Origin of the sequence: Devosia insulae DS-56, assembly GCF_000970465.2 — a bacterium.
GTDB classification, from domain to species: Bacteria; Pseudomonadota; Alphaproteobacteria; order Rhizobiales; family Devosiaceae; genus Devosia_A; species Devosia_A insulae.
Genome location: NZ_LAJE02000363.1, coordinates 1 through 20503, shown reverse-complemented (window position 1 = coordinate 20503; position 20503 = coordinate 1). Strand labels below are relative to the sequence as shown.

At 65.3% G+C, this 20503-nt stretch carries 22 protein-coding genes; 15 read left to right on the top strand and 7 right to left on the bottom strand.

Annotation, left to right across the window (positions count from 1 at the left end; translation table 11 throughout):
- Nucleotides 1-11 precede the first annotated feature (11 nt).
- Together VW23_RS24160 and VW23_RS24155 are read left to right on the top strand one after the other, a co-directional pair.
- Complete coding sequence (locus tag VW23_RS24160) at nt 12-515, top strand: DUF1993 domain-containing protein (RefSeq protein WP_069912043.1); 504 nt, start codon at nt 12-14, stop codon at nt 513-515.
- 34 nt (nt 516-549) lie between these two features.
- On the top strand, nt 550-1446 hold the full coding sequence (locus VW23_RS24155) for a formyltransferase family protein (protein ID WP_069912042.1): 897 nt from the start codon (nt 550-552) through the stop codon (nt 1444-1446).
- Here VW23_RS24155 and VW23_RS24150 read toward each other — a convergent pair.
- On the bottom strand, nt 1437-2096 hold the full coding sequence (locus tag VW23_RS24150; protein ID WP_069912041.1) for a sulfite oxidase-like oxidoreductase: 660 nt from the start codon (nt 2094-2096) through the stop codon (nt 1437-1439). The two genes, VW23_RS24155 and VW23_RS24150, sit on opposite strands and share 10 nt — an antisense overlap.
- A gap of 172 nt (nt 2097-2268) precedes the next feature.
- Here VW23_RS24150 and VW23_RS24145 point away from each other — a divergent pair, with 172 nt between their 5' ends.
- Both VW23_RS24145 and VW23_RS24140 read left to right on the top strand, forming a co-directional pair.
- Nucleotides 2269-2925: a DUF2076 domain-containing protein gene (locus tag VW23_RS24145; RefSeq protein WP_201788090.1), complete on the top strand. Its 657-nt coding sequence runs from the start codon at nt 2269-2271 to the stop codon at nt 2923-2925.
- Between the two features lie 53 nt (nt 2926-2978).
- On the top strand, nt 2979-3662 hold the full coding sequence (locus VW23_RS24140; RefSeq protein ID WP_069912040.1) for an exopolysaccharide biosynthesis protein: 684 nt from the start codon (nt 2979-2981) through the stop codon (nt 3660-3662).
- Nucleotides 3663-3892: 230 nt separating this feature from the next.
- Here VW23_RS24140 and VW23_RS24135 read toward each other — a convergent pair whose 3' ends face one another.
- The 3 genes from VW23_RS24135 to VW23_RS24125 all read right to left on the bottom strand — a co-directional run bounded on the left by VW23_RS24135 (nt 3893) and on the right by VW23_RS24125 (nt 5776).
- Nucleotides 3893-4390 (bottom strand): cell wall hydrolase, encoded by a 498-nt coding sequence (locus tag VW23_RS24135; protein WP_425285228.1) that lies wholly within the window; start codon nt 4388-4390, stop codon nt 3893-3895.
- Nucleotides 4391-4487: 97 nt separating this feature from the next.
- Complete coding sequence (locus tag VW23_RS24130) at nt 4488-4823, bottom strand: hypothetical protein (protein ID WP_069912038.1); 336 nt, start codon at nt 4821-4823, stop codon at nt 4488-4490.
- A gap of 149 nt (nt 4824-4972) precedes the next feature.
- Nucleotides 4973-5776 carry a DUF2189 domain-containing protein gene (locus tag VW23_RS24125; protein ID WP_069912037.1) on the bottom strand — a complete coding sequence of 268 codons (804 nt, stop codon included), beginning with the start codon at nt 5774-5776 and terminating at the stop codon, nt 4973-4975.
- Nucleotides 5777-6031: 255 nt separating this feature from the next.
- On the opposite strand from VW23_RS24125, the gene VW23_RS24120 reads away from it, so the two are divergent.
- Complete coding sequence (locus VW23_RS24120; protein ID WP_055996120.1) at nt 6032-6346, top strand: hypothetical protein; 315 nt, start codon at nt 6032-6034, stop codon at nt 6344-6346.
- Nucleotides 6347-6351: 5 nt separating this feature from the next.
- Here VW23_RS24120 and VW23_RS24115 read toward each other — a convergent pair whose 3' ends face one another.
- Nucleotides 6352-6987, bottom strand: a complete 636-nt coding sequence (locus VW23_RS24115; RefSeq protein ID WP_069912036.1) for a 5'-methylthioadenosine/S-adenosylhomocysteine nucleosidase — start codon at nt 6985-6987, stop codon at nt 6352-6354.
- Between the two features lie 74 nt (nt 6988-7061).
- Between VW23_RS24115 and VW23_RS24110 the strand changes: the two genes are divergently transcribed.
- The 8 genes from VW23_RS24110 to VW23_RS24075 all read left to right on the top strand — a co-directional run bounded on the left by VW23_RS24110 (nt 7062) and on the right by VW23_RS24075 (nt 16309).
- The gene (locus VW23_RS24110) at nt 7062-7445 is read left to right on the top strand and encodes a VOC family protein (protein ID WP_069912035.1); all 384 of its coding nucleotides are present in this window, start codon (nt 7062-7064) and stop codon (nt 7443-7445) included.
- A 54-nt stretch (nt 7446-7499) separates the two neighbouring features.
- Nucleotides 7500-8816: an acetylornithine deacetylase/succinyl-diaminopimelate desuccinylase family protein gene (locus VW23_RS24105; protein ID WP_069912034.1), complete on the top strand. Its 1317-nt coding sequence runs from the start codon at nt 7500-7502 to the stop codon at nt 8814-8816.
- Nucleotides 8817-8956: 140 nt separating this feature from the next.
- Entirely contained in the window at nt 8957-10447 is a 1491-nt protein-coding gene (locus VW23_RS24100) for an ABC transporter substrate-binding protein (protein ID WP_069912033.1), read from the top strand.
- 204 nt (nt 10448-10651) lie between these two features.
- The gene (locus tag VW23_RS24095) at nt 10652-11599 is read left to right on the top strand and encodes an ABC transporter permease (RefSeq protein WP_069912032.1); all 948 of its coding nucleotides are present in this window, start codon (nt 10652-10654) and stop codon (nt 11597-11599) included.
- Nucleotides 11596-12462 (top strand): ABC transporter permease, encoded by an 867-nt coding sequence (locus VW23_RS24090; RefSeq protein WP_069912031.1) that lies wholly within the window; start codon nt 11596-11598, stop codon nt 12460-12462. The genes VW23_RS24095 and VW23_RS24090 overlap by 4 nt, the downstream gene beginning before the upstream one ends.
- A complete protein-coding gene (locus VW23_RS24085) occupies nt 12462-14081 on the top strand; it encodes an ABC transporter ATP-binding protein (RefSeq protein ID WP_069912030.1) in 1620 nt (539 codons plus the stop codon). The genes VW23_RS24090 and VW23_RS24085 overlap by 1 nt, the downstream gene beginning before the upstream one ends.
- A gap of 28 nt (nt 14082-14109) precedes the next feature.
- Nucleotides 14110-15564, top strand: a complete 1455-nt coding sequence (locus VW23_RS24080; protein ID WP_069912029.1) for an aldehyde dehydrogenase family protein — start codon at nt 14110-14112, stop codon at nt 15562-15564.
- Nucleotides 15565-15568: 4 nt separating this feature from the next.
- Nucleotides 15569-16309 carry an SDR family oxidoreductase gene (locus VW23_RS24075; protein WP_069912028.1) on the top strand — a complete coding sequence of 247 codons (741 nt, stop codon included), beginning with the start codon at nt 15569-15571 and terminating at the stop codon, nt 16307-16309.
- 194 nt (nt 16310-16503) lie between these two features.
- On the opposite strand, the gene VW23_RS24070 is transcribed toward VW23_RS24075, so the two are convergent.
- Entirely contained in the window at nt 16504-17280 is a 777-nt protein-coding gene (locus VW23_RS24070; RefSeq protein ID WP_069912027.1) for an alpha/beta fold hydrolase, read from the bottom strand.
- Between the two features lie 220 nt (nt 17281-17500).
- On the opposite strand from VW23_RS24070, the gene VW23_RS24065 reads away from it, so the two are divergent.
- Together VW23_RS24065 and VW23_RS24060 are read left to right on the top strand one after the other, a co-directional pair.
- Nucleotides 17501-18796: a tetratricopeptide repeat protein gene (locus tag VW23_RS24065; protein WP_201788089.1), complete on the top strand. Its 1296-nt coding sequence runs from the start codon at nt 17501-17503 to the stop codon at nt 18794-18796.
- Between the two features lie 121 nt (nt 18797-18917).
- Complete coding sequence (locus VW23_RS24060) at nt 18918-19922, top strand: P1 family peptidase (protein WP_069912025.1); 1005 nt, start codon at nt 18918-18920, stop codon at nt 19920-19922.
- 10 nt (nt 19923-19932) lie between these two features.
- Here VW23_RS24060 and VW23_RS24055 read toward each other — a convergent pair whose 3' ends face one another.
- On the bottom strand, nt 19933-20397 hold the full coding sequence (locus tag VW23_RS24055) for an L-2-amino-thiazoline-4-carboxylic acid hydrolase (RefSeq protein ID WP_069912024.1): 465 nt from the start codon (nt 20395-20397) through the stop codon (nt 19933-19935).
- Between the last annotated feature and the right edge of the window lie 106 nt (nt 20398-20503).

Here is a 20503-nt window from a genome sequence, read left to right as displayed (position 1 = left end):
GAGGACTAGTTATGTCGCTTTCCATGTACGCGATCACCGTTCCGGTGTTCACGCGCTACCTCAACAACCTCGACGCCATCCTGGTGAAGGCCGAGGCCAATGCCGCCGAACGGAAGATCAAGCCGGAGGTGCTGGTGTCGTCGCGGCTGGCGCCCGACATGCACCCGCTGTCGTTCCAGGTACAATCGACCACCGACCGCATCAAGTTCACGCTGGCGCGGCTGACCGGCCGCACCCCGCCGAGCTGGGAAGACAACGAGACGAGCCTGGCCGACCTCCGCGCCCGGCTGAAAAAGGCGCTGGAGTTCGTGGCAACCTTCTCCGAGGCCGATCTGGCCGGCAGCGAAGCCAAGATGCTGACGCTGAAAGTGCGCGGCGAGGACACTCAGGTTCCGGCCATTGAGCACGTGACGCTCAACGCCGTGCCGCAGATCTTCTTCCACATCACCTCGGCCTACGCGATCCTGCGCCATAACGGCGTGCCGATCGGCAAGCGCGATTTTACGGGCGGCTGACACGGCCCGGGCGCTCTTCATCGGCGCCGATAGTTTGCTCGCCTCGGCCGCCTTGCGCGGCTGGCTCGAGAGCGGCAATACGGTTGCCGCGTTCTGGACGTCGGCCAATCCAGCCACGCGGCTGCGATTGGGCGACGTCATCTCACCGCGCTGGAGCGCTCGGCTGCTGCTGCAGCGCCACGCCATCCCCGCCGTCACGGTGCCGCGCCTGCGTGACTGGGCCGACGCTGAAACGGCTATTGCCGCACTCGGCGTCGATACGCTGATCACCTGCATGACCATGATGATCGTGCCGCCCAGACTGCTCGATCTGTTCGGTAATCGTGCGGTGAACTTCCATCCCTCGCTGCTGCCAGCCTATCGAGGGCCTACGCCGTTGCTCGGCGCACTGCTTGACGGCAAGGAGAACACCTGTTCCGGGGTCACGGCGCATGTGCTGTCCCCCGGTATCGATGAGGGACCGATTATCGCCCAAAGGTCGCTGCCCTACGACGCCGCGGCACGGAGCTATACCATGTGGGTGGCGCAGCACGCTGCCGCCTGCCGCCGGTTGGCCCGCGAGGCGCTGCCGGCCTATCTCGTGGGGGCGACCGAAGCACGCCCGCAGGTCGGTGGCTTCTATCGCAAGGTGGCCGAGGATGGCGAGATCGGGCCGCATCTGACCGTTGCCGAGGTCGAACGGACCCTCGCCGCGGGTGGCACGTCCTATCACATCGGCGTGCCGCTCCCTTGGCGGATACGGCCGGCTTCGGTACGCCGCGTTCGACGGGTCCTCGGTCCGGCCACCGGCAAGCCGCCGTCGCTCCAGGCTTTTTCGGTGACGCTAGACGTCGCCGATGCACGAGTGGTGCTGGTGCGGAATACCGCCCTGCAGAGGACACGTGACCGGCTGGTTCTGGTCGAAGCGCTCCGGCGGCTCGATCAGGAGTAGCGCTCTTCCTTCCACGGATCGGCGTGGTTGTGATAGCCGCGCACTTCCCAGAAGCCGCGATGGTCGCGCTCGGCGAACTCGATGCGCTTCAGCCATTTCGGGCTCTTCCAGAAATAGAGGTGCGGCACCACCAGCCGCACCGGCCCGCCATGGTCGCGGCTGAGCGGCTCATTCTCCCAGGTATGGGCGATCAGCGCGTCCTCGGAGGCGAAATCCTCGATCGCCATGTTGGTGGTGTAGCCGTCATTCGAGGTGAACAGCACGAAACGCGCCTCCGGCTTTACGCCGACCGCATCCATCAGCTGGTGCGTGGTGACGCCCTTCCAGTGGTTGTCGTAGCGCGACCAACTGGTGACGCAGTGGATATCGTTGAGCTTGTCGGCCTGCGGCTGCGCCATCAGATCGTCGAACGACCACGTCTGCGGGCGCTCGACCTGACCGGCGATATCAAGGCGCCAGACCTCCTTGGAGACGTTCGGCGTCTGCCCGAGATCGAGGATCGGCCAGTTCTTCACCAGGTGCTGGCCAGGCGGCAGCCGGGCATCCTCGGGCCGCGACAGCTGCCCGGTGAGAAATTTGCCGAGTTCGGCCCAGCGCGACTTGGTCTTGGTGAGCTTACTGTCTTCGGGAAGATCATCATCGCTGGACATGCTGGCCTCGCTGTTCTCGCCGAAAGCTTCGCCGACCGGCGCGGCAAGTCAATGGACATTCCTGCTCCGGCGGCCTGGTGACCCCTCATGTCCAATTATGGCCACCGTACCCATTGTGAGGGCCGGCTACGGTCCCCATGTTTTCGGCATCGTTCAACATTGGAGACTGAAGATGCTGAACCCTGAAGACCGCCGCGCCATCGAAGGCCTGTTCCATCGGCTTGCCGACGTCGAGCGCAAGAACCCCCAGCGCGACCCCGAGGCGCAGGACTTGATCGATCGCGAGATCGTCCGGCAGCCGGGCGCGCCTTACTACATGGCGCAGACCATTCTGGTGCAACAGCACGCCCTCGAGGTCGCCGAGCGGCGCATCGAGGAGCTGGAACGCGAGGTCGAGGAGAAGGGGCGCGGCGGCATGTTCGGTGGCCTGTTCGACGATGGTCGCGGCCGCCAGAACCGCTACGACGACAACCAGCAGGTGCAGCGTAACCGCAGCCCCTGGGATCGTCAGGACGAGCCGGTCGATAACCGCAATCAGCGCGGGCAGATGGGGCAGGGCGGCGGCTTCCTCGCCGGAGCTGCACAGACCGCGCTGGGCGTTGCCGGCGGTGTGCTGCTCGGTAGCGCCATCGGTTCGCTGTTCGGCGCCGGCGGCGCGCATGCTGCCGAGAGCTCAGCCAACGACCAGCCCGCCACCGACGCCGGTAACGACAATGTCAACGAGCAGGATCAAGGTGCTGGCCAGGATGGCGGTGACCAGTCCGGCGGGGATTGGGGCGACCTTGGTGGCGGCGATGGCGGCGGCTTCGACATGGGTGGGGATTTCTGACGCAGCCCCATGGGGTTGCCGCATCGGGGAATCGCTGGGCATGATCGCGGCCGATGACAGAACGGCAGGGTGAGAGTGACCTTTCGAAGGTAGACCAGGCCGAGGGAGCGGATCGCCTCTCGGCCATTCTGATGGCCATTGCAACGGCGGAGGATCGAGAGCGGATCTCCATCGGCGATCTCCTGGAAGCGCTGAAGCGCCGGGCGCTCGGCGCGCTGATGTTCATTTTCGCCATCATCACCGCATTGCCGATGCCCCCTGGCGTTTCGGCGGTCGTCGGTGCACCGCTGGTGTTTCTGACTGCCCAGCTGATGCTGGGGATGAACGCCTGGTTGCCGCGGATCATCACCGATCGGTCGCTGAGCCGCGTCGATTTCCACCGTGTGATGAAAGCGGCTTCGCCCTGGCTGGCCCGGGCCGAAGGCATCATGAAGCCGCGCTTCGAGTTTCTGGCCAAGCGCCCGGCAGTCTACTTCGCCGGCTTCGTGGCCTTCGTCATGGCGCTGCTGGTGCTGCTGCCGATCCCGGGCGCCAACATGGCCCCGTCGATCGCCATCTGCATCATCGCCCTTGGCCTGCTTGAGCGCGATGGCATCTGGATCATACTGGGCGCCCTGGTGGGGATCGTCTCGACCGTGGTGGTGGGTGGCATCTACTGGGTGCTGATCACCTGGACGGTCAGCCTGGTGCTCAGCTTCTTCGGGCTAGGCGCGCCGCCACCAGTGCCGGCGGTTTAGAGCGTTTCACCATCGAGATGCAGCAGTCGGCGAGGCGGCTCAACACCATCCAGCGAGGCACACTGTCTCAGTCCATCACCGACGTCATTCCCGCGCAGGCGGGAACCTAGTGGGATGCTGCGGCACCCGCTGAGGCTGAGAGGTCCCACTGGGTCCCCGCCTTCGCGGGGATGACGCCGTGGGCAGGTCTATCACCGAGCGCAACTCAAGGGTGACACGCCCAACGGCTCTCACCAATAGGCCAGCGCCGAGAATGGATTGTTGGTGAAGGTACCGGCTTTGCGCTTCTCGTAGAAATTGTTCCCGCCCGCTTCCAGCACGTAGAACATGTTGTTGTACGAGAAGCGGTAGCCGGCGGTGTGGAAGTGCTTCACGTCGCGCGACAGCGTCGGATGGCGGGCGCCGCGCAGCACCCGGTCGGCAACGCTGTAGGCCAATGCCGCGGAGCGCTTCTCGGTCATCTTCTTGTTCAGCACGCCGGGGGCGAACTGGTTCTTCTGCCCGACGACACCGCAGACCGACTGCGGATAGCGCTTGTCGGCAACTCGGTTCATCACCACCGTGCCGACGGCCAGCATGCCGTCTTCGCTCGAGCGATTGGATTCGAAGTACATGGCGCGCGCCAGGCAATCGCGCGAGGAGAGGCCGCCGAGTGAGAAAGTGGCGCAGCCGGCGACGAGGCTCAACAGCATCGGCGCCGCGAACAGCAGCTTGAGTGACCCTGCCAACGATGACTCCAGAACGCGAACACAACTAAGGAGCCGGGCTGACGCTGCCCGTGCTCCCTAGAATGCACGTACCGGAGTTAACGCGGCGTTGAGGATGTCAGTGGCGGCGTGCGCCCGATGCCATCACCAGGGTGACAAGGCAGGCGATGCCGACCAGCGCCGCCATGGTCGGCGCCGGATCGCGGCGGACAGCCTTACCGGCCTTCCACGCCTGCTTGCCGAGCACGCGTGCTGCGACGGCGCCCTGATGCATCGCGCCATCGGCGAGGTCGTGGGCGAAGTGGCCGACATCATGCCGTGCGCCAGCGCTGTAACGACTGAGCGCATCGGACAGGTGGCTCGCATCGCGTGCGAGGCTCGAGAATTGGCGGCCGAACCGGTCCTGTGCGTCGTCGGTGAAGTGCGAAAGGTCAAATCCGCGCGAACGGGCCATGCAACTGCTCCTCAATGGGTATGAGGTGCTAACGCGACAGCGGCTTTCGGGGTTCCGGAAACTGGGCGAGGGCAGGGCTACCAGTCGGTAGCGTCGTCCTGCCCTCTACTTAAGCTCGATAAATTTGAGCGCAATCCGTTAACGAGTAGTTAACGTCCGCCGGCCGGAACCACGGCACGGCGGTAGAGATGCCAGGTGGCGTGGCCGAGCACCGGCACCACGATACTGAGCCCGACCAGCAGCGGAATCGTGCCGATGACCAGCAGCGCCGCGACGATGAAGCCCCAGGCGGCGATCTGCAGCGGGTTCTTCAGCGTCACCCGTAGCGAGGTCTGCACGGCGATGGCAGTGCCAAGGTCGCGATCGAGCAGCAGCGGGATCGAGACCACCATGGTCGCCAGCACGAAGGCCGCGAACACGAAGCCGATCAGGTTACCCCAGATCATCAGCTGCTGGCCGGCGGACGTGGTCAGCACCTCGTTGACGAAGGCCATCAGAGTCGGGGGCGAGCCCGGGCCGAAGAACGTTTCGTAGATGAACTGCGCCGTCATCAGCCAGACGGTGAAGACGATCAGCATCATCACGCCCAGCGCGGCGATTGATGCGAAGGCCGGGGTCCTGAACACCTCGAAGGCGGCGCGCCAGTGGGTATCGAGACCCTGCTCCTGTCGTCGGCTCATCTCGTAGATCGGCAGCGCCAGGAACGGGCCAACCAGCGCAAAGCCGGAAATCAACGGGAACAGCAATGGCCAGGAATTGTTGCCGGAGGTCCAGACGGCCAGCATGGCGCCGACCAGCGGATAGATTAGGCCCAGGAAGGCCAAATGTGACGGCCGTTGCCAGAAATCGCGCCAGCCCTCGGCCAGGGCGCCCGTAAGGTCGTCGAAGCCGATACGGCGGATCTCGGGAACATCGAGCCGTTCCGCATTGGTGAGCACGTGAAAGCCGACCATCTCCATCCTCCTCGAAATGGGGAGCCAGGACGGTCGCCGCTTGGCGTGTGCTACGCCCGGCGGTAACCGCCACTGCGTCTCGAACATCATCCTAGCCCGGTTTTTCGATCCTGTCGAAGTAAGCCTTTCGTGTGCTGCGGTGAGCGAAACCTCGATTTCAAGGTCTCGAACGGGACAAAAAGCCACCGTCACCGGTTTGATGCGCCGGTCCCGATGCCCAAATGCGTTGCAACCACTGGGAAAAAGGGGACCACGATGACAGGCAAGGAAGGTGCGAGGCTGCACCGGCAGTTCGACAGGATCGGCCGTGCTGTACCCGCTTCAACCGGCTTTCTCGCGTGGATCCGCAAGCCCTCCTCGCGGATCGTGCGCATCCCGCTCGGCATCCTGCTGATTCTGGGTGGCGTCTTCAGCTTCCTGCCACTGCTCGGTGTCTGGATGCTGCCGCTTGGTCTGTTCCTGCTGGCGCTCGACCTGCCGTTCCTGCAGGGGCCGCTGAACCGGCTGAGCTTCTGGGTGCAGCGCAAGTGGACCAACTGGCAGCGCAGCCGAAAGAACAAGCAGCGCTAGAGCGCTTACTCCAGCGTGCCGCTGGCGATCGCTGCTTCCAGCAGGTCGACGGCATGCGCCAGCTTTTCGTCGACGAGGTGCAGGTAGCGCGTCCAATCGTCGAGATGGCCCAACTCCTCGTCGCCATCAGAGATACCGCGCAGCGCGATGAGTGGCACCTTGAAGCGCTGGCAGGCCCGCAGCACGGCATAGGTCTCCATATCGACCATGTCGGCACTGATCCCTCGATATGCGGCGCCCGACACCACATTGGCGCCGGTCGAGAGCGTCGCCTTGGCGATTTCCGGCACGAACGGGCCAAGCGCAATGATCGCCGGCTGATCGAGCAGGGGGGTGACACCGGGCTCGAACCCTAGCGGCGAGGCGTCCATGTCGCGATAATCGACCGAAGTCGCCTGGTAGACCCCGGTCTGCTCCAGCTTCGCCGAGCCAGCCGAGCCTAATGACACCACCAGCGCCGGGAGCTTCCCCGCAGCATCGAGTTTGGCAAGCGCGTGCGTGACCACGATGGCCGCTTCCACCGGGCCGACCCCAGTCATCAGCGGCGTGATGCGCGAGCGGAGGTGCGGGCCGTACTCGTTGTCGAGCGCCATGACATACAGGATGTCGGCCGCGCCGGGCGTGCGGGAAGCAAAGGGCATGAGGACTCGTCCGGATTTTCAGGCAGGAGCCGGAGGCGTAAGCTCGAAAAGCGGCTCATGCAACGGAGGAGCAGATGCTTCTGTCCGACCACCGTGCCTACGCGACCATCCCTGCCTCCAACCTCGCCCGGGCCAAGGCCTGGTATCGCGATAAACTGGGACTCGAACCGGCCGAGGAGTTGCCGATCGGTATCGTCTACCGCCTCGCTGGCGGCTCCGGCTTCCAGCTTTATGAGACGCAGTTCGCCGGGACCGCGCAGAACACCGCCATGGCTTTCAGTTCCAGCGATGTCGCGGCCGATATGCAGATGCTGAGAGAACGTGGCGTGAAGTTCGAGGACTATGACTTTCCCGGCCTGAAGACCGAGAACGGCATGGCCAAAATGGGCCCGTACCACGGCGCATGGTTCAAGGATTCCGAAGGCAACATCCTTGCCATCGGCGACGAGCCGAGCTGACGTTCGCGGGCGCCGCATTGACAGGGCGCGCGGCGGGCAACAGTCTGCCGCGCCATGACGATTGCACCCTCGCTGCCGGCTGACGTGAAGCCGCGCCTCACCGCCGAGATCAACGCCCGGCGCGACGACCTGATCGCCCTGACGCAGGATCTGATCCGCATTCCAACGGTCAATCCGCCGGGCAACAACTACCGCGAGATTTGCGAATACCTCGCAGGTCGCTTGAGCAAAGGCGGCTATGCCGTTGAATTGATTCGTGCTGAGGGCAAGCCAGGCGACAGCGACAAGTACCCGCGCTGGAATGTGGTGGCGCGTCGCGAGGGCGCCGGGCCGGGCGACACCGTACACTTCAATTCGCACCACGACGTGGTGGAGGTCGGCCGCGGCTGGACCTTCGACCCATTCGGCGGCGAACTGAAGGATGGTCGAATCTATGGCCGCGGCACCTGCGACATGAAGGGCGGGCTCGCCGCCTCGATCATCGCCGCCGAGGCCTTCGCCGATGTGGTGCCGGACTATCGCGGCGCCATCGAGATTTCCGGGACGGCAGACGAGGAGACCGGCGGCTTCGGAGGCGTCGCCTACCTCGCTGAGCAGGGCTATTTCTCGCCGGAGCGCGTGCAGCACGTCATCATCCCCGAGCCGCTCAACAAGGATCGGATCTGCCTCGGACACCGTGGTGTCTGGTGGGCCGAGATCGAGACCTTCGGGCGGATCGCCCACGGCTCGATGCCGTTTCTCGGCGACAGCGCCATCCGCCACATGGCGGCGGTGCTGCGGCAGTTCGAGGATGTGCTCTATCCGGCACTGAGCCAGAAACGCACCGAAATGCCGGTGGTGCCGCCGGGTGCACGGCAATCGACCATGAACATCAACTCGATCCATGGCGGCCAGGCCGAACCCGAGGGCGGCTTCACCGGCTTTCCGGCGCCGGTGGTGGCGCATTCGGCCCGCATCGTCATCGACCGGCGCTATCTGATCGAGGAAAGCCCCGTTGCCGTGCGGCAGGAAGTGATCGACCTGCTCGAGAAGCTGAAGGCCGAGCGACTGGGCTTCAGCTACGAAATCCGCGATCTCTGGACCATCTCGCCGACCATGACAGAGAAGGACGCCCCGGTCGTCCGCTCTGTGGCCAAGGCAATTGGCGAGGTGATCGGCGTCTCTCCGGAATATGTCGTCTCGCCCGGCACTTACGACCAGAAGCATATCGACCGGATCGGCCGATTGAAAAACTGCATCGCCTATGGTCCCGGCATCCTCGATCTGGCGCACCAGCCGGACGAGTGGGTCGGCGTCGACGATATGCTGGATTCGGCCAAGGTCATGGCGCTGACGCTGCTCGACCTGCTAGGGCCGGATCGCGCCGCGTGAGGCTTGCGTGGAAAGCCGTTTCCCGCAAGCTATGCGTGACGCGCAAATCGCGCCGTGCAGCCGGTTCACCTGAAGCCGGAAGCATCCTAGGATCGCCTCAAGACCGCGGGGGTAAGCGGTCGGAAACAGAAGGGATAATCATGCGCAGATCACTGGTCGTGCTGGCTCTCGCCGGCGCATTGGCAATGACCACCGCGATGACGCCGGCATTCGCCCAGGCGCGGACCGACGTGAAGGTCGGCCTCGTGCTCGAGCCGCCGAGCCTTGACCCGACTGCTGAGGCCGCGGCCGCCGTCGACGAAGTGCTCTATGCCAACGTCTTCGAGGGTCTGACCCGCATCATCGCCGATGGCAGCGTCGTGCCGGCATTGGCCAAATCCTGGGAGATTTCCGAGGACGGCCTGACTTACACCTTCCATCTGGTCGAAGGCGCCAAGTTCCACGACGGCACCGATTTCAACGCCGACGACGTGAAATTCTCGCTCGACCGCATCAATGCCGAGGGCTCGTTGAACGCCCAGAAGGCGCTCTACGCTTCGATCGCCTCGGTCGAGGTGGTCGATCCCGCGACGGTCAAACTGACGCTGAAGCAACCGGACGGCAACCTGATCTACAACCTCGCCTGGGGCGATGCGGTGATCGTGGCGCCGGAAAGCGCCGACGCCAACAAAACCAACCCGATCGGCACCGGCCCATTCAGCTTCAAGGACCGGGTCGAGGGCGACAGCATCACGCTCGAAAAGAACCAGGCCTATTGGGGCACGCCGGTGGCGCTCGAAGGCGCAACCTTCAAGTTCATCGCCGACCCGACCGCTGCCTTTGCGGCGCTGCAGGCCGGCGACGTCGACACTTTCCCGAACTTCCCGGCGCCCGAGACGGTGGCGCAGTTCCAGAACGATCCGCGCTTCCGCGTGGTGATCGGCTCGACCGAAGGCGAGACCATCCTGACCATGAACAACGGCAAGGCGCCGCTGGACAACGTCAAGGTACGCGAAGCCATCGCCCATGCCATCGACCGCCAGGCGATCATCGATGGCGCGATGTTCGGTTACGGCACCCCGATCGGCACCTTCCTGTCGCCGGCCAACCCGGACTATATCGACCTGACCGCGCAGTCGAACTACGACCCGGAAAAGTCGAAGGCGCTGCTGGCCGAGGCCGGCGTCACCGATCTGACGCTGTCGCTGAAGCTGCCGCCGGTCGAGGGCTATGCCCGCCGTGGCGGCGAGATCATCGCCAGCCAGCTGGCGGCGGTCGGTATCAAGACCGAAGTGACCAACCTCGAATGGGCGCAGTGGCTCAGCGAGGTGTTCACCGACAAGAACTACGACCTGACCATCATCTCGCACACCGAGCCCAACGATATCGGGATTTTCGCGCGCGATGGGTACTACTTCCAGTACAACAATGCCGACTTCAAGCAGATCATCGCCGACCTCGCGGTGACTGCCGATCCGGCCAAGCGTTCGGAGCTGACCAAGGCGGCCGAAAAGAATCTCGCCGACAACTATGCCGTCGGCTTCCTGTTCGAACTGGCCAAGGTCGGGGTCGAGAACGCCAAGCTCAAGGGCATGTGGGACAACGCCCCCACTCAGGCGACCGACCTCACCGGCGTGTCCTGGGAAGAGTGAGTGTTTGGGAGGCGGGCAATGCCCGCCTCCCACTCTGATGCGTTTGATCACCAGCCCCTCCCACAGCCGCGATGTCATCCCAGCGAAAGCTGGGACCCAACTCACCGCCTGCTCGGGGGGAGAAATGGGTCCCAGCTTTCGCTGGAATGACACCTGTGGTGAAACGACGATTGTTTCCGACCGCACGAGCGGGGGCACCCGCTAATGCCCTCCTTCATCCTCGGCCGCCTGGTCTCCCTCGTCCTTAGCCTGATCGCTGCTTCGATCGTCATTTTCCTCGTGCTCGAGGTGGTGCCGGGCGATCCGGCGCAGTTCATGCTCGGGCTCAATGCCACGCCTGAAGCGACTGCGGCGCTGCGCACCGCGCTCGGTCTCGATGGGCCACTGCTCGAGCGCTATTTCACTTGGGTGCTGGGGCTGCTGCACGGCGATTTTGGTATCAGCTACACCTACAAGGTGCCGGTCTCGGGGCTGATCGCCGATCGCATCTGGATCTCGCTGCCGCTCGCCATCTATGCGCTGGCGCTGTCGACCCTGATCGCCTTTCCAGTCGGCATTCTTGCTGCGGTCAGGCGCAACTCGGCCACCGATGTCGGTATCATGGGCGCGACGCAGGTCGGCCTCGCTGTGCCGAACTTCTGGTTCGCCATGCTGCTGGTGCTGCTGTTCTCGATCACCCTCCGGTGGTTCTCCGCCGGCGGCTTCCCCGGCTGGCAGGATCCGCTCTTGGCGCTGAAGGCGCTGACGTTGCCGGCCGTGGCTCTGGCGCTGCCACAGGCCTCGATCCTCGCGCGCGTCATGCGATCCTCACTGCTGGACACCCTGGGTGAGGACTACATCCGCTCGGCCCGGGCCAAGGGCTTGAGCCAGGGGCAGACGCTGTGGCGGCATGCGCTGCGCAACGCGCTGATCCCGGTGCTGACCATCATCGGGCTGCAGTTCTCGTTCCTGCTCGCAGGGGCGATCATCATCGAGAATGTCTTCTTCCTGCCCGGGCTCGGCCGGCTGGTGTTCCAGGGCATCACCTCGCGCGACCTGATCGTGGTGAAGTCGGTGGTGATGCTGCTGGTGTTCGCGGTGATCCTCGTCACCTTCCTCGTCGACATCACCTATGCACTGGTCGACCCCAGGCTCAGGAGGGCGACGCGATGAGCGCTATTGCCGCGCCCGCCACCCGCGACAGCCTGCTGCAGGCGGCGCTCCGCTCGCCGAATTTCCTCATCGGCGCAGCGATCACCCTGGTCTTCGTCCTCGCGGCGCTGCTCTCGTTCGTCTGGACGCCGTACGATTATCTGCTCCAGAACATCCCCAACAAGCTGAAGCCGCCATCGGCGGAGCATTGGCTCGGCACCGACCATTTCGGCCGCGATATCCTCTCGATGATCATGGTGGGGGCCCGCACCTCGATCGCCGTGGCCTTCATCGCGGTGAGCGTCGCCATGGTGATCGGCGTGCCGATCGGGCTCTGGGCCGCGGCGCGGCGCGGCACGCTGCTCGATGATGTGCTGATGCGCGCCAACGACCTGGTTTTCGCCTTTCCGGCGTTGCTGATCGCCATCCTGATCACTGCGGTGTTCGGGCCGGGTGCAGTCAACGCCATCATTGCCGTCGGGCTCTACAACATGCCGGTCTTCGCGCGCCTGGCGCGAGCTGGGGCACTGAGCCTGTGGCAACGCGAGTTCATCATGGCGGCGCGGGTCTCGGGCAAGGGCGCCGCGCGCATCTCGTTCGAGCATATCCTGCCCAACATCTTCAACACGCTGGTGGTGCAGGCGACCATCCAGTTCGCCCTCGGCATCCTTGCCGAAGCGGCGCTGGCCTATGTCGGGCTCGGCGTGCAGCCGCCGACCCCAAGCTGGGGCAAGATGCTGGCCGACAGCCAGACCATGATCAGCCTCGCGCCGCACGTCGCCTTGGTGCCGGGCCTCACCATCGTGCTGATGGTGCTGGGGGTGAACCTCCTCGGTGACGGGCTGCGCGATATCTTCGATCCACGCCTGAGGCGGAACCGCTGATGGCGCTGCTCGACGTCAAAGACCTGCAGCTGTCGATCGGCAAGTTTCCGATCCTGCGCGATATCGATCTGTCGGTGGATGCCGGAGAAATCCTCGGGGTCATCGGCGAGAGCGGCTCCGGCAAATCGATGACGGCGCTGAGTGTCATGCAACTGCTGCCGTTCGGCGCGAAGACATCAGGTTCGGTGAAGCTGGAGGGCCGCGAAGTCCTAGGCCTGCCGGACGCCGAGATGCGGAAGATCCGCGGCGGCACCGTCGGCATGGTGTTCCAGGAGCCGATGACGGCGCTGAACCCGGTCAAGACCATTGGCGACCAGGTGGCCGAAACCGCCATGGTGCATGGGAGGCTTGGACGACGTGAGGCGCTGGAAGTCGCGCGGCAGACCCTGGAGCGCGTCGAACTGCCCACCTCGCGCTTCCCGCTCGATCGTTATCCGCACGAACTGAGCGGCGGCCAGCGGCAGCGCGTGGTGATCGCCATGGCCATCGCCATGCGGCCAAAGCTGTTGATCGCCGATGAGCCGACCACCGCGCTCGACGTGACCACCCAGGCCGCGATCCTGAGGTTGCTGCAGAAGCTGGTCGACGAAGACGGCATGGGGCTCATGTTCATCACCCACGATCTCGGGGTGATCGCCGGGCTCGCCGATAAGGTGTCGATCATGCGGCAGGGCGAGGTGGTGGAGGCCGGGCCGACCGTCCAGCTGTTCCGCAACCTGCAGCATCCCTACTCGAAAGCGCTGTTCGAGGCGTCCTCGCATGTTCCGCCGCGCATCCCGCCGGCCGTGGTCGGTGGCACCCCGGTACTAGCCGTCGACGATGTGGTGCGGGAATACCCGTTGCCGCGTCGCGGTCTGTTCGAAAAGCGCAAGGTGTTGCGCGCCGTCGATGGCGTGAGCCTCAGGATCGAGAAGGGCGAAAATGTCGGGCTGGTCGGGGAGTCCGGTTGCGGCAAGTCCACGCTGGCCCGCGCCATCATAGCGCTGGAGCCAACCCAGGGTGGTCGCATCGCCATTGCAGGTGAGCCGATCGACCCCAAGAAGGGCGCCAGCTTTGCCACCCGCCGGCAGCTGCAGGTGGTGTTCCAGGACCCTTATGGCAGCTTCAACCCGCGCCATAGGGTCGACCGGCTGGTCAGCGAGCCGTTTCATCTGCTCGGCTCAGCCGCTCCATCAGGTGCCGAGCGTGACAAGCGCATCGCGCGAGCGCTGGAGGAGGTCGGGCTCTCTGCCGCCGATGGCGAGAAATACGTGCACGAATTCTCCGGCGGCCAGCGGCAGCGCATCGCCATTGCCCGGGCGCTGATCATCGAACCGAGCCTGATCATCCTCGATGAGGCGGTGTCGGCGCTCGATGTCTCCGTCAGGGCGCAGGTGCTGGACCTCCTCGCCGAGCTCTCCGACCGGCTGCAGCTCAGCTACCTGTTCATCTCGCACGACCTCGCCGTGGTCCGCTCCATTACCGACCGGGTGCTGGTGATGCGGGCTGGCAAGATCGTCGAGGACGGCGCGACTGAGGAAGTGTTCCGGTCGCCCAGGCACCCGTACACGCAGGAGCTACTGGCGGCGACACCTAACCTCGAGGCCGCGCTTGCCAAGCGCGAGGCCGCGGGCGCATAGCCACGACCGCGGCAGAGACGAGTTTGATATGACCGACCTGAACCTGTTCTTCGATCCCACCAAGTGCTTCATCGGCGGCCGCTGGGTCGCACCACAAGGCGGCGACTACCTGCCGATCGAGAACCCCTCGACCGGCGAGACCATCGGCCAGATCGCCCGGGGCAAGGCGGCAGATGTCGATGCGGCGGTGGCGGCGGCGCAGGTGGCGCTGGCTGGCGAGTGGGGCCGGACACCCGCGGCAGAGCGCGGTCGGATCCTCACCCGCATCGGGCAGAAGGTGCTGGAGCGGGTCGATGACCTCGCCCGCATCGAGGCACTCGATGTCGGCAAACCGCTGAAACAGGCCCGGGCCGATGCGCAGGCGCTCGCGCGCTATCTCGAATTCTACGGCGGTGCCTGCGACAAGGTCCATGGCGAGACCATCCCCTATCTCGATGGCTACACCGTCTACACGCTGCGCGAGCCGCATGGGGTGACAGCGCACATCATCCCCTGGAACTACCCGATGCAGATCATCGGCCGCTCGGTGACCGGTGCCCTGGCGATGGGCAATGCCGCGGTGCTGAAACCGGCGGAAGAGGCGTGCCTTACGGCCATCGCCTTCGCTCGGATCGCTGAGGAAGCCGGCTTGCCAGCCGGCGCACTGAATGTCGTCCCCGGGCTGGGCGCGGAAGCCGGCGCCGCGCTGACCGCGCATCCTGGCGTCAACCACATCTCGTTCACCGGCTCAGTCGGCGTCGGCAAGCTGATCCAGCATGCGGCGGCCAACAATGTCGTGCCGGTGACGCTGGAGCTCGGCGGCAAGTCGCCGCAACTGGTGTTCGAAGACGCCGACCTCGACCGCGCGCTGCCGTTCCTGATCAATGCCGGCATCCAGAACGCCGGCCAGACCTGTTCGGCCAGTTCGCGCATCCTGGTGCACCGGTCGATCCATGACGAGGTGCTGCAGCGGATGGCCGGTCGCTATCGGGCGCTGAAAGTCGGTCCGGCCATCGCCGATCTCGATCTCGGCCCGCTGGTGTCGGAGCGACAGAAAGAGATCGTCGGCGGGTTCCTCGGTGACCTCGGCGGCGCCGAGATCGCGGCAGAGGGCACTGTCGTCGGCGACGCGCCGCAGGGTGGGCACTACCAGGCCCCGACGCTGCTCTCGCACGTCTCCCCGGACAACCGGCTGGCGCAGGACGAGATCTTTGGCCCGGTGCAGGTGGTGATCCCGTTCGAGGATGAGGCTGAAGCGGTAGCGATCGCCAACGGCACGGATTTCGGCCTCGTGGCCGGCGTCTGGACCCGCGACGGCGGACGGCAGATGCGGATGGCCAAGGCGATCAAGACCGGCCAGGTGTTCCTGAACAATTACGGCGCAGGCGGTGGCGTCGAGCTGCCCTTCGGTGGCGTCGGCAAATCCGGCCATGGCCGCGAAAAAGGTTTCGAGGCGCTCTACGGCTTCTCGGTGTTGAAGACAGTGGCCGCATGGCACGGGTGATTTCATGAGACTGGAAGGCAAGGTCGCCATCGTTACGGGCGGCGCATCGGGATTTGGCGCCGGCATCGCGCGGAAGTTTGCTGCCGAGGGTGCGAAAGTGCTGATCGCCGATATCAACCTCGAAGGCGCCGAGGCGCTGGCGCGCGAGCTGGGCCAGAAGGCCGGCCATGTCGATGTCAGCAAGGATGCGAGCGTCAATCAGCTGGCAGCGGCGGCGCTGATGGCCTTCGGCAAGGTCGATATCCTCGTCAACAATGCCGGCGTCTCACACTTACCAGCGGCGTTGGACGAGATTTCCGAGGCCGATTTTGATCGGGTGTTCAACGTCAACATGAAGTCGGTCTATCTGACCGCACGGCACCTCGTGCCGCACTTCAAGGCGCGGAAAACCGGCGCGATCCTCAATGTCGCCTCCACCGCCGCCGTGAGCCCGCGGCCGCGGCTCAGCTGGTACAATGCGTCGAAGGGCTGGATGGTAACGGCAACCAAGTCGATGGCGGTCGAGCTGGCGCCGCTGGGCATCAGGGTCAATGCCATCAACCCAGTGGCCGGCGAGACGCCGTTGCTCAAGACCTTCATGGGCGAGGACACGCCTGAAATCCGGGCAAAATTCCTCTCGACCATCCCACTCGGCCGCTTCTCGACCCCCGAGGACATGGGCAACGCCGCCTGCTTCCTCTGCTCCGACGAAGCCTCGATGATCACGGGTGTGGCGCTGGAGGTTGATGGTGGCCGGGTGATTTAGGCTCGCTATGCCGTCGTGTCTCTCTGGGCCGGTGCGCTTGGCGCCCCTCACCCCGTCCCTCTCCCCAGAGGGGCGAGGGGGCGTTGTGGCACTGGCGGTGCAAAATGCGTCCCCTCGCCCCGCCTAGCGGACGCGAGAGCGTCCGCGGGGGAGAGGGTTCGGGTGAGGGGCGCCGAGCGCACGGTCCTGTCACGTCAGCGGAGAAAGCCATTGATCTCCCTCGCTACCGCCGCTGGCGCTTCCCAATGTAGCGAGTGGGCGGCGTTGGCGATCGGTGCGTGAGTGAAGCGCGGCACCTTGCCGTGCAGTTCCTCGACCGCGCCAAACGGTGCGAGCAGGTCGAGATCGCCCGAGAGCGCCAGCACCTCGCAGGCGACCGTCGAGAGGTCGACGATCATGCCGCGATCGATCGCCACGACCTGCCGGGCGAAATCGCCGGGCGACTGGCGGTGCGGGTAGGCCGTCGAAGCCGCCGCGGCAGCCGCGACGTTCGCCTCGTCGGCAAAGAACGGCGTCGAGAACAGCCACTGGAAGAGCAGGCGGAACCAATCTGGCGGCGGCACGGTGAAATAGAGTCGCGACAGGTCGCGGAACAGCACTCGCGCCTTGGGGCTGATGGTGCCGGCGCCCATCGTCACCAGTCGACTGACCCGGCTGGGATGGGTGGCGGCCAGCGCCAGGCCAAGGAAGCCGCCGAGCGAGTGTCCGATCACCTCGACCCGCTCGAGCCCGAGGTGATCGAGCAGCGCTGCGCAGTCGGCGACCATCTCGGCGAGTTCGATCGGGCCTTCGACCCGCGTCCGGCCGGAGCCGCGATTATCGATCAGGATCAGCTGCCGGCCGGGGAGCAGCGGCAGCAGTGGGCCCCAACTGGCGCCATCGCTCGCCGTGCCCGCAAGCAGCAGCAGCGGCTTGCCTTCGCCGAGGATTTCGTAGTGCACGGTGGCAGCGCCGTTCTTGAACTCAGGCATGCGGCAATCTCGATTGTTTTTGCTCGGCGCCAGCGTGGACAGGTTCGGCGCGAGGTCTATATTTGACCGGTTGGACAAATGGCTGGAGCGTGATCAGGAAAGGTTGCAGACCTTTCCGGTTCGATCTCGCGACAAAACAAGGACCTGGAGCAGGAGTGCGGTTCAACGAAACGCAATCCTGCCCAGTGCGAACATGGCACAGGACGCCCTCGGAAATGAAGTGAGCCGCGCCTCTTCAGCGACGCTGCAGGGGATCGACGATTTTGTCACCGGCTTCCTCGGCTACGAGAAGAAGGCCGCCAACATCATTGCCGCAGCCGACGGCGAGCCGGACGCCGTGCTGGCCAATACCTATGCCGGTTTCACCTGGATGTTCCTCGAGGCCGACGGGGCCAAGGCTATGGCCGGCAAGTACCTCGCGCGGGCCGAGGCTGCTGCCGCCGGTGCCAACGAACGCGAGCGCATGCTGCTGGCGCAGCTCGAGCGCTGGATCGCCGACGATATCCCTCGTGTGCAGGCGATCGGCGACGAGCTCGTCGCGCGCTATCCGCGCGACCTCACCTCGGTGAAGCTGCACCAGTATTTCAGCTTCAACCGTGGCGACGCCGCCAACATGCTGCGCATCGCCAAGGCAGCGGAGGCGGCAAACGCCGATAACCCGCATATCCACGGCATGCTGGCCTTCGGCTACGAGCAGTTGCACTACCTCGAAACCGCCGAGCGCGAGGCGCGGCTGGCGCTGAAACTGAAAACTAAGGAGCCATGGGCGCAGCACGCGCTGGCGCATGTGATGCTGGGCACGGGCCGCGTCGCGGAGGGGGTGCAGTTCCTCGCCGAGGCGCAGCGGACCTGGGTCGATCTCAACTCCTTCATGTACACCCACAACTGGTGGCACAAGGCGCTGTTCCACATCAGCCAGGGTGACCATGCGGCGGTGTTCGACGCTTACGACAACCATGTCTGGGGCATCGAGCCGAGCTATTCGCAGGATCAGGTTGGCGCCGTGTCGCTGCTGGCCCGCATGGAGGTCGCCGGCATGGATGTCGGCAACCGCTGGGAGGATGTGGCGAACCATATGCAGGGCAGGGGGCGCGACACCATCCAGCCCTTCCTGACATTGCAATATCTCTACGGGCTGGCTCGAGCCGAACGCCTCGAGGCCGACGAGCTGATGCGCGCCGTCGAGGAGAAGGCCGCGACCTCCTCGGCTTTCGATCGGGTGGTCTGGCAGGAGGTGGCTTTACCGGCGGCGCGCGGCGTCCTGGCGCATGCGCGAGGCGACTACGCAGCAGCGGCTAAGTGGCTTTCGGTCGCCAATCCGCGGATGGCCGAGATTGGCGGCAGTCACGCGCAGCGCGACCTGTTCGGGCAACTGCTGCTCGATGCGCACCTGAAGCTCGGCAACTGGGCGATCGCCCAGCAGATGCTGGAAATGCGCCGCACCTGGGACCCGGACGGCGTGCCGGTCAGCCAGGCATTGGCGCTGGTCAACGAACGGCTGGGTACGGCCGCCTGACCGACCCGTGCGCCCAGCGCATACCGAGCGAGGGGAAGCAGAACTCCTACGAGCACGGGAATGACCCGGTCGATCGGGTTGGGTAAGGTGAGTCAACCCAGAATCCCCTGAAGGAGCCCGGATGCAACCCGGACCGCGCAACCTGATCACCGATGTCGCCGGCCTGCGCGTCGGCAATGCCGAGGATCACCAGATCAAGACCGGCACCACCGTGCTGGTGGCCGACAAGCCGTTCCGCGCCTCGGTCGACGTGATGGGCGGCTCGCCCGGCTCGCGCGAGACCGAACTGCTGGCGCCGGACAAGCTGGTCGAGGACATCGACGCGCTGGTGCTGTCGGGCGGCTCCGCCTTCGGCCTCGACGCCGCGTCCGGCGTCACCGATGGGCTGCGGAAGCTTGGTCGCGGCTTCCGAGTGGAGAAGGCCACGGTGCCGATCGTCCCCGGCGCCATCATCTTCGACCTGCTCAACAATGGCGACAAGGACTGGGACGAGAACCCCTATCGGGCGCTTGGCGCTCAGGCGCTCGCCAACGCCCGAGAGGATTTCGCCCTCGGTACGGCGGGCGCCGGCGTCGGCGCGCTGACGGCCAACCTCAAAGGCGGGCTCGGTTCAGCCTCGCTGGTGATCCCCGGCGGCTTCACCGTCGGGGCGCTGGTGGTGGCGAACCCGACGGGCAGCGTCACTATGGGCGACAGCAGGCATTTCTGGGCCGCGCCGTTCGAGGCGAATGGCGAGTTCGGCGGCCTCGGCCCGCTGCCCGGGCCGTTGCCATTCGAGCAAACGGCGCGCTCGAAGCGCGACTGGGTGACGCCGATCTCCAACACCACCATCGCCATCGTCGCCACCGATGCCGACCTCACCAAGGCACAGTTGAAGCGCCTCGCCGTCGCAGCCCAGGACGGTATCGCCCGCGGCGCCAGCCCGGCTCACACCCAAGTGGATGGCGACCTGATCTTCTCGGTGTCGACCGGCGCAAGACCGATCACCACGCCGGTGCTGAACGCCTTGCAACTCGGGCACGCGGCGGCGGTGTGCCTCAGTAGAGCCATGGCGCGGGCCATCTACCTCGCAACCCCAGCTCCTGATGATCCGGTGCCGACCTGGCGCGAGAGATGGGGGAGTTGATCGCCCGCGACTAGGCAGAGACGGACGGCGGCGCCGCCGCACTCTTCACATGATAGCAGAAGTCGCACATGCCATCGCCGTTCATGCAGGTCTTCGTCCGTTCGAGCCTTAGCCCGAGCTCGTCGGCCATGGCGAAATCGCCATTGCAGATCAACAGTTCACCGAGGTCGCGGGCGCCGATCTGTTCCATGAACTCGGCGTAGTCGCAGTGGTTGACCTGGTTGCGCAGCAGCGTGTCGGTCTCTTCCAGCGTTTCGAATTCGTAGCGCACCCCTTCGCCGAAACCGGCAAACTCTGTGGCGAGCGTGGGGATATCGAGCAGCGCGCCGCGTTGGGCGACGATGGCGCGGTTGGCCTGGTCGAGCGCCGCCCGGACCAGCGCATGCGCTCGTTGCTTGCCGAGTGCAGCCTCCATGGCGCGGACCAGCGGAATCTGGGCCCGAACCTCGGTGGTGATGCGCTCGAATGGGGTCATGGGCGAGGTCTCCGACTTCGTGCGATGATGGCAGGATCGTCGGGAGCGGGAAACCCCACCGCCTCTGATGCGTTGCCACCTAGACAACGATGGAGGACGCCATGAA